The organism is Nonomuraea rhizosphaerae (assembly GCF_019396405.1).
Lineage (GTDB): Bacteria > Actinomycetota > Actinomycetes > Streptosporangiales > Streptosporangiaceae > Nonomuraea > Nonomuraea rhizosphaerae.
The window spans coordinates 22,224-28,425 of sequence record NZ_JAHKRL010000480.1 but is presented as its reverse complement, the minus strand read 5'-3'; the positions used below and the strand labels follow the sequence as shown (position 1 = coordinate 28,425).

The following is a 6,202-nucleotide window of genomic DNA, read 5'->3' as shown; positions in this document are numbered from 1 at the left end:
GGGCGCGGGCGGCCGGGTCGTCCCAGTCGGCATCCAGCGCGGCCTTCAGGCTGGAGGCGGCCAGCTGCGGCGCCCCCGCCTGCCCGGCCACCCGCGCGATGGCGTCCTGCCTGTTCTCCGCCGGCCCCCACCCCTGCCGGCGCGCGATCATGCCCACGGCTTTACGCAAGGCATGTCCCATCAGATTCCAGGTGTCCTCCACCCTCCCGGCACCCCATAACGGGGAGGAGTCCAGCGCGGCGCGTAACGCCCGCGGCCCGAACGCCCCGCTCGCCGAGGCGATCTCGATGCTCCGCTCGATCAACCGCCGATCGGCGTTCGCCTCGATCAGCCGCCGCCGAAAGCCCACCAGGGTGCCCTTGGCGAACGGCGGCCGCTCGGCATCCAGGCAGTTGAGCACCAGCTGCCAGCGCCGATCCATCACGGTGGCCTCGATCACCTCATCATCGGAGACCCCCGCGTACGCCTGCAGGATCAGCGCCAGCGCCAGCTGCGCGGGCGGCACCGGCGGATGACCCTTGGCCGCATCCTCATACAGGCCGGCCAGCTCCTGCTGAAACGCCTCATCGAACAACTCGTGCCGATGCAGGCGCAGGAAGACAAACAGCTTGGCCCTCTTGATCGCCTTGAGGACGGTCTGCTCGGCCCGGGACGGCTCCACCGGCGGCTGCCACGTTCTGGGACGCATGAATCACGGATCCTCTCCCTGACCCCGACCAAAGACGCGATCAGGAAGAGGTACCACACATGCCATCAGAACTACATGACCGACGCTCTAGTGGTAGATGGCGTTGGACGGCTGGCTGTTCGATACGTGGTGCAGGGGCATCATGTACCCGCACTGCCGTGGGGGCTTGCGTCTTGCTCCGCAAGAAGCCATGTACCAGCGGTAGCAAAGGCGGTAGCTTCGCCGATGTGGCTGATGACGGCAGGCCGCAAGACGCGGTGAGGCATTCGACTTGGAGACCGGTCTCCCCGAGTCGATGACCAAGGCCAAGGACGCCCGGACGGTCCTCGACTTCGTGAAGGCCTATGTTGAGGCGCGCTGGCCGTACGCGGCTGCCAAGAGCCGAGACAGCATGTCCGACGCCCTGGCGACGGCTCTCCCGGCACTGACGAAGGAGAAGGCCGGACGCCCGGGATGCCGCGCTCCTCCACAAGACCCTGCGCCACTACGTGCTGCTGCCCGAGGGGAAGCAGCCTGCCATGCCTGCTGACATCGCGCGTGCCGTCCGCTGGCTGGAGGCTGCATCGCTCAACATGGCAGACCTCAACGAGACCAAGGCCGTCCGCCCAGCCCTTGACGCCCTCGCCCTCCGCCTCGACGGCAAGCAGGCCGGCGCCAACACGATCAGGCGGAAGCGCGCTGTCCTGCACCACGTCTTCGAGTACGCGGTAGAGCTGGAAGAGCTGCCGTCAAACCCGCTGCACCGGATCAAGTGGAAGCTCCCGAAGACTACCGAGACCGTGGATCCGCGGGTCGTGGTCAACCCTCACCAGGCCAGGGAACTCCTCGTGGCGCTCACCTATGTGGGCAAGCGCCAGCGTGACGGGAAGGGGCGGGGACGTCGGTTGATGGGCATGTTCGCCTGTATGTACTTCGCCGCCCTCCGGCCTGGTGAGGCGGTCAGCCTCCGCGAGCAGGACTGCTACCTCCCGGCGAACGGCTGGGGACGGCTCACGCTCGACGGCTCGCGCCCCGAGGTGAACCGCCGCTGGACCGACACCGGGAACGCTCACGAGCTGCGCGGTCTCAAGCATCGGGGCGAGGATGACGTCCGCCGGATCCCGATCCCTCCGGAACTGGTGAAGATCCTTCGGCAACACATCGAAGAGTTCGGCGTAGCTCCTGACGGGCGGCTGTTCCGCAGTGAGCGCGGCGGCGTGGTCGCCTCGACGGCCTACACCGAGGTCTGGCAGGAAGACCGCACCTCGCCCTCACGCCCGCTCAGGTCGCCTCGCCGCTCGCGCGGCGGCCGTACGACCTGCGGCACGCGGCCGTCTCGCTCTGGCTCAACGGCGGCGTACCGGCTCCAGAGGTGGCCGCCCGGGCCGGCCACGGGGTGGACGTCCTGCTCAGGGTCTATGCCAAGTGCATCGACGGCCAGGAGGAGATCGTCAACCAGCGGATCGCGGACGTACTCACTGCATGAGATCACGAACGGCACCACTCGAAGGGCTCCGGTTTCCCCAGGGCCTTTCGGCGTTGCAGGGGCCACGTCATCCCGCGCATACTCCGGATCATGGGCCTCGACCTGGGGAAACGTCCCCGGATCCATCCCGCGTATATCCCGTGACCACCGACAAACGGCCGCTCACAGCGGCATCCGGCTGCATACCCCTGAAATGCAGAAGAGGCCCCGTAGGGCCTCTGAGCTGCGCTAACTGCGTGTGGCAGGTGCAAGGTTCGAACTTGCGTAGGCTGAGCCGACGGTTTTACAGACCGCTCCCTTTGGCCACTCGGGCAACCTGCCTCGTCATCCGCTCTCGCGGCGACAGACAGAAGAATAGCGGACTTCCGAAGTGCACGTGACACCGGTTTGTCCCGCGCCGGATCTTGGCTGGGTGTCTCGCCGAAACTGGGGCGGAGAGGGGTTCCGAGCCGGAGGGGTGGTGGGGTGGGGGCAGGTGTGAGGCGGGAGTTGGGCCGGCGGGGCGGGAAGGCGGGTGGGTGGACTGCGCGGCGGGCGGATGCTGGCTAGGCTCGTACGCTGGGGTCCGCGTTCGCAGAGGGCGCGTTTCGAGGTCCGCGAGGGCTGCGAGGTTCGCGAGGTGTGGAACCGGACACCGCCCAATGCTTCGCAGTTGAGAGGATGTGCGTTTTGGCCGATTCGTCTTTCGACATCGTCAGCAAGTTCGACCGTCAGGAAGTCGACAACGCGCTGAACCAGACGGTCAAGGAGATCGGACACCGCTTCGATTTCAAGGGGACTGGGGCGAGCATCAGCTGGTCCGGTCAGGCGATCGAGATCAAGGCCAACAGTGAGGAGCGGGCTGGGGCCGCGCTCGACGTGTTCAAGGAGAAGCTCGTCAAGCGGGGGCTCTCGCTGAAGATCATCGACGCGGATGAGGCGAAGCTGTCCGGTAAGGAGTACCGGATGGTGGTCTCGCTCAAGGAGGGGATCGACCAGGACAATGCCAAGAAGATCTCCAAGTTGATCCGGGACGAGGGGCCCAAGGGGATCAAGGCGCAGATTCAGGGTGAGGAGCTGCGGGTCAGTTCCAAGAAGAAGGATGATCTGCAGGATGTGATCGCTCTGCTCAAGGGTAAGGATCTGGACATTCCTCTCCAGTTCGTGAATTACCGCTGAGTTGGGCTCCCCGCTCAGGCTGGGACGCTTCTGGTCCCTCCTCGTTTGCTGGTTGGTGTGGTTGAGGAGGGAGGGCGAGGGGGCGGTGGCTTGGGTGCGCGTGTGTTCCACCAGTGTGCGTACCGGGTGTCCGGGGGGCAGGGGCATAAACATAGGTAGATGGATGGGGCGTAGCGGCTGGTTCCTGCCCTGTCCGGTCCTGTCCTGTCCTCCGGACGCGGCTCCTAGGAGGAGCTGGGGTGTTCAGGCGTGGTGATCGTCTTCGGGGTGGCGGGACGGGCGAGAGGGCGTGGCCCTGAGCGGGGTGGGCGGTGTGGCCTAGGCTGGGCGGATGTGACGAAGATCCCCCTGCGCCGGTTCACGGCTCGCGCCCTGCCCATCGATCCGCTAGGACGAGTGCTCCTGCTCAACGGTTTCGACCCGAACCGCCCCGACGAGCCGTTCTGGTTCACGATCGGCGGTGCCGCCGAGGACGGGGAGACGCTTCAGGAGGCCGCCTCGCGTGAGTTGTTCGAGGAGGTCGGGATTCGGGCGGCGGCCGAGGAGTTCAGTGGGCCGTACGGGACGGGGACGATCGAGTTCTGTTGGGCCGAGTACACGATCACGCAGGACCAGACGTTCTTCGCGCTCCAGGTGGACGACGGGGCGGACATCTCGTACGAGCACATGGAAGAGGTGGAGAAGGCCACCACGCTCGGGCATCGGTGGTGGAGTGCGGAGGAGTTGGAGGGCACTGACGAGGTGTTCTTTCCGAAGGATCTGGTGACGATTCTGCGGAAGATCAATTCGGCGGCTTGAGAGGGTCGATCCAGTCTTGACGGGGGTGGGTCGATTGTTTTGAATGCGGTCATCCTGCCCCTGGAGGCCACGGTGAGCGCGACGCCTGACTACCCGTTCCGCAGTCCCACCGCCCTGGAGCCGCCTGAGGAGTGGGCTCGCCTGCGCGAGAAGTGCCCGGTGTCGCCGATCTGCCTGGCCAGCGGGGACGAGGCGGTGCTGCTCACCCGTTACGACGACGTGAAGGATCTGCTGTCGGATCCGCGCTTCACCCGCCATCTGGACGCGCCGGACGCCGCCAAGGTCGCCACGACCTCGTCCGGCGGCGCGTTCGCCAAGCGCAGGAGCGGCATGGCGGCCAGCGTCGGCGAAGGGCATCAGCGGTGGCGGCGGCTGGTCGGCAGGGCGTTCACGGTTAAGCGTATGACGTCCGTCCGGCCGCGGATGGAGAAGAAGACGCGGGAGCTGGTCGGGGCGATGACCGCCGCCGGGCCGCCCGCTGATCTGGTCTCCGGTGTGGGGTTCCCGCTGCCGGTGTGGGTGATCTGTGAGCTGATCGGGGTGCCGGAGAAGGACCGCTACCGGTTCCCGCGGTGGGCGGACACGTTCATGAGCATGACGAAGCACACGCAGGAGGAGGTCGACTCCTCGCAGGAGGATTTCACCGCCTACCTTGCCGCGCATATCGCCGTCAAGAAGGCTGAACCGGGTGATGATCTGATCAGTGATCTGCTTGCCCTCTCGGACGAGAGCGAGGGTGGGGATGAAGGCGGGGGCGGGTTGATGACGGAGGCTACCGTGCTCGGCACGTGTCAGAGCCTGCTCGTCGCCGGCCACGAGACCACCGCGAACATGATCGGCAAAATGGTGGCCATGCTCCTCGCCGACCGGCGGCGGTGGGAGCGCGTGCTGGCCGACCGGTCGCTTGTCCGGTCGGCGGTCGAGGAGGTCCTGCGCTTCGACGCCAATCCCGGCGTCGGTATGCCCCGGTACGTCACTGAGGAGATCGAGATCTCCGGCACCGTCATCAAGCCCGGCACCACGGTGATGTGCAGCACGGGGTCGGCGAACCGGGACGGCGAGGCGTTCGAGCACGCCGACGAGCTGGACGTGACGCGCTCGCCGAACGCCCATCTGGCCTTCGGGGTCGGCGGGTACTCGTGCGTCGGGCAGGCGCTGGCGCGCACCGAGTTGCAGGTCGTGCTGTCGGTGCTGCTGGACGAGCTGCCCTCGCTGGATCTCGCCGTACCGGCCGAGAAGCTGCCTCGGCGCGAAGGACTGCTGGTCGGCGGGCTCCAGGAGCTGCCGGTCACGTGGTGACCCAAGAGGTACGCCTACGTAAGGAGTGCTGAATGCGTGGTCTGAGCGGGAAGAGGATCCTCATCTGCGGAGGCGCGACCGGCATCGGCGCCGCCACCGCCCTGCGGCTCGGCGAGGAGGGCGCTCGTGTTCTCGTCGGCGACATCGACCTTCCGGCGGCCGAGGCGACTGCCAAGCAGATCCCCGACGCGTCCGCGGCCTGGTTCGACCTGTCCTCCGACGCGTCGGTGCGGGACCTGGTCGATCAGGCGGTGACCGTGCTCGGCGGGATCGACGGGCTGTTCAACGTCGGCGCCGACCTCTCCCCCGACACGCTCGGCCGCGACAGCGACCTCCTCGACATGGATCCGGACGTGTGGCGGCGCACGTTCGAGGTCAACCTGCTCGGGTACGCGCGCACCTGCCGCGCCGTCATCCCGTTGCTGCTGGAGCAGGGCGGTGGAGCGATCGTGAACACCTCCTCCAACGCCCACTTCATCGGCGAGACCGTACGACCCGCGTACGCCGCCTCCAAGGCCGGCATCAACGCCCTGACCCGGCATATCGCATCGAGGTGGGGGAAGAAGGGCATTCGGTGCAACGGCGTCTCGCCCGGCATGGTGCTCAGCGAGAAGCTGCTGGAGACGACGAGCGAGAAGTTCCAGACGGCGGTACTGGCCGGGACGCGTAGTCCTCGGCTCGGCCAGCCCGCCGACCTGGCGAACGCGGTGGCGTTCCTGTTGTCGGACGAGGCGGCCTGGGTCAACGGGCAGACGTGGTCGGTCGACGGCGGCAGCTCGTTCCGGGAGTGATCG

At 67.1% G+C, this 6,202-nt stretch carries 6 protein-coding genes and 1 tRNA gene; 5 read left to right on the top strand and 2 right to left on the bottom strand.

Features of this window, described 5'->3' with window-relative positions; genetic code table 11:
• On the bottom strand, positions 1–688 hold a 688-nt coding region (locus KME77_RS25020), incomplete at its 3' end, for a transposase (RefSeq protein ID WP_246610692.1).
• A 518-nt stretch (positions 689–1,206) separates the two neighbouring features.
• Here KME77_RS25020 and KME77_RS25015 point away from each other — a divergent pair.
• Complete coding sequence (locus KME77_RS25015; protein WP_246610691.1) at positions 1,207–2,385, top strand: tyrosine-type recombinase/integrase; 1,179 nt, start codon at positions 1,207–1,209, stop codon at positions 2,383–2,385.
• A 7-nt stretch (positions 2,386–2,392) separates the two neighbouring features.
• On the opposite strand, the gene KME77_RS25010 is transcribed toward KME77_RS25015, so the two are convergent.
• Positions 2,393–2,474, bottom strand: a tRNA-Tyr gene (locus KME77_RS25010).
• 339 nt (positions 2,475–2,813) lie between these two features.
• Between KME77_RS25010 and KME77_RS25005 the strand changes: the two genes are divergently transcribed.
• The 4 genes from KME77_RS25005 (at position 2,814) to KME77_RS24990 (ending at position 6,199) form a co-directional block, all read left to right on the top strand.
• The gene (locus tag KME77_RS25005; RefSeq protein WP_219471386.1) at positions 2,814–3,311 is read left to right on the top strand and encodes a YajQ family cyclic di-GMP-binding protein; all 498 of its coding nucleotides are present in this window, start codon (positions 2,814–2,816) and stop codon (positions 3,309–3,311) included.
• A 333-nt stretch (positions 3,312–3,644) separates the two neighbouring features.
• Positions 3,645–4,109 (top strand): NUDIX hydrolase, encoded by a 465-nt coding sequence (locus KME77_RS25000; RefSeq protein ID WP_219471380.1) that lies wholly within the window; start codon positions 3,645–3,647, stop codon positions 4,107–4,109.
• 72 nt (positions 4,110–4,181) lie between these two features.
• On the top strand, positions 4,182–5,408 hold the full coding sequence (locus KME77_RS24995; RefSeq protein ID WP_308250888.1) for a cytochrome P450: 1,227 nt from the start codon (positions 4,182–4,184) through the stop codon (positions 5,406–5,408).
• 32 nt (positions 5,409–5,440) lie between these two features.
• Positions 5,441–6,199 (top strand): SDR family NAD(P)-dependent oxidoreductase, encoded by a 759-nt coding sequence (locus tag KME77_RS24990; RefSeq protein WP_219471379.1) that lies wholly within the window; start codon positions 5,441–5,443, stop codon positions 6,197–6,199.
• Positions 6,200–6,202: the final 3 nt, after the last annotated feature.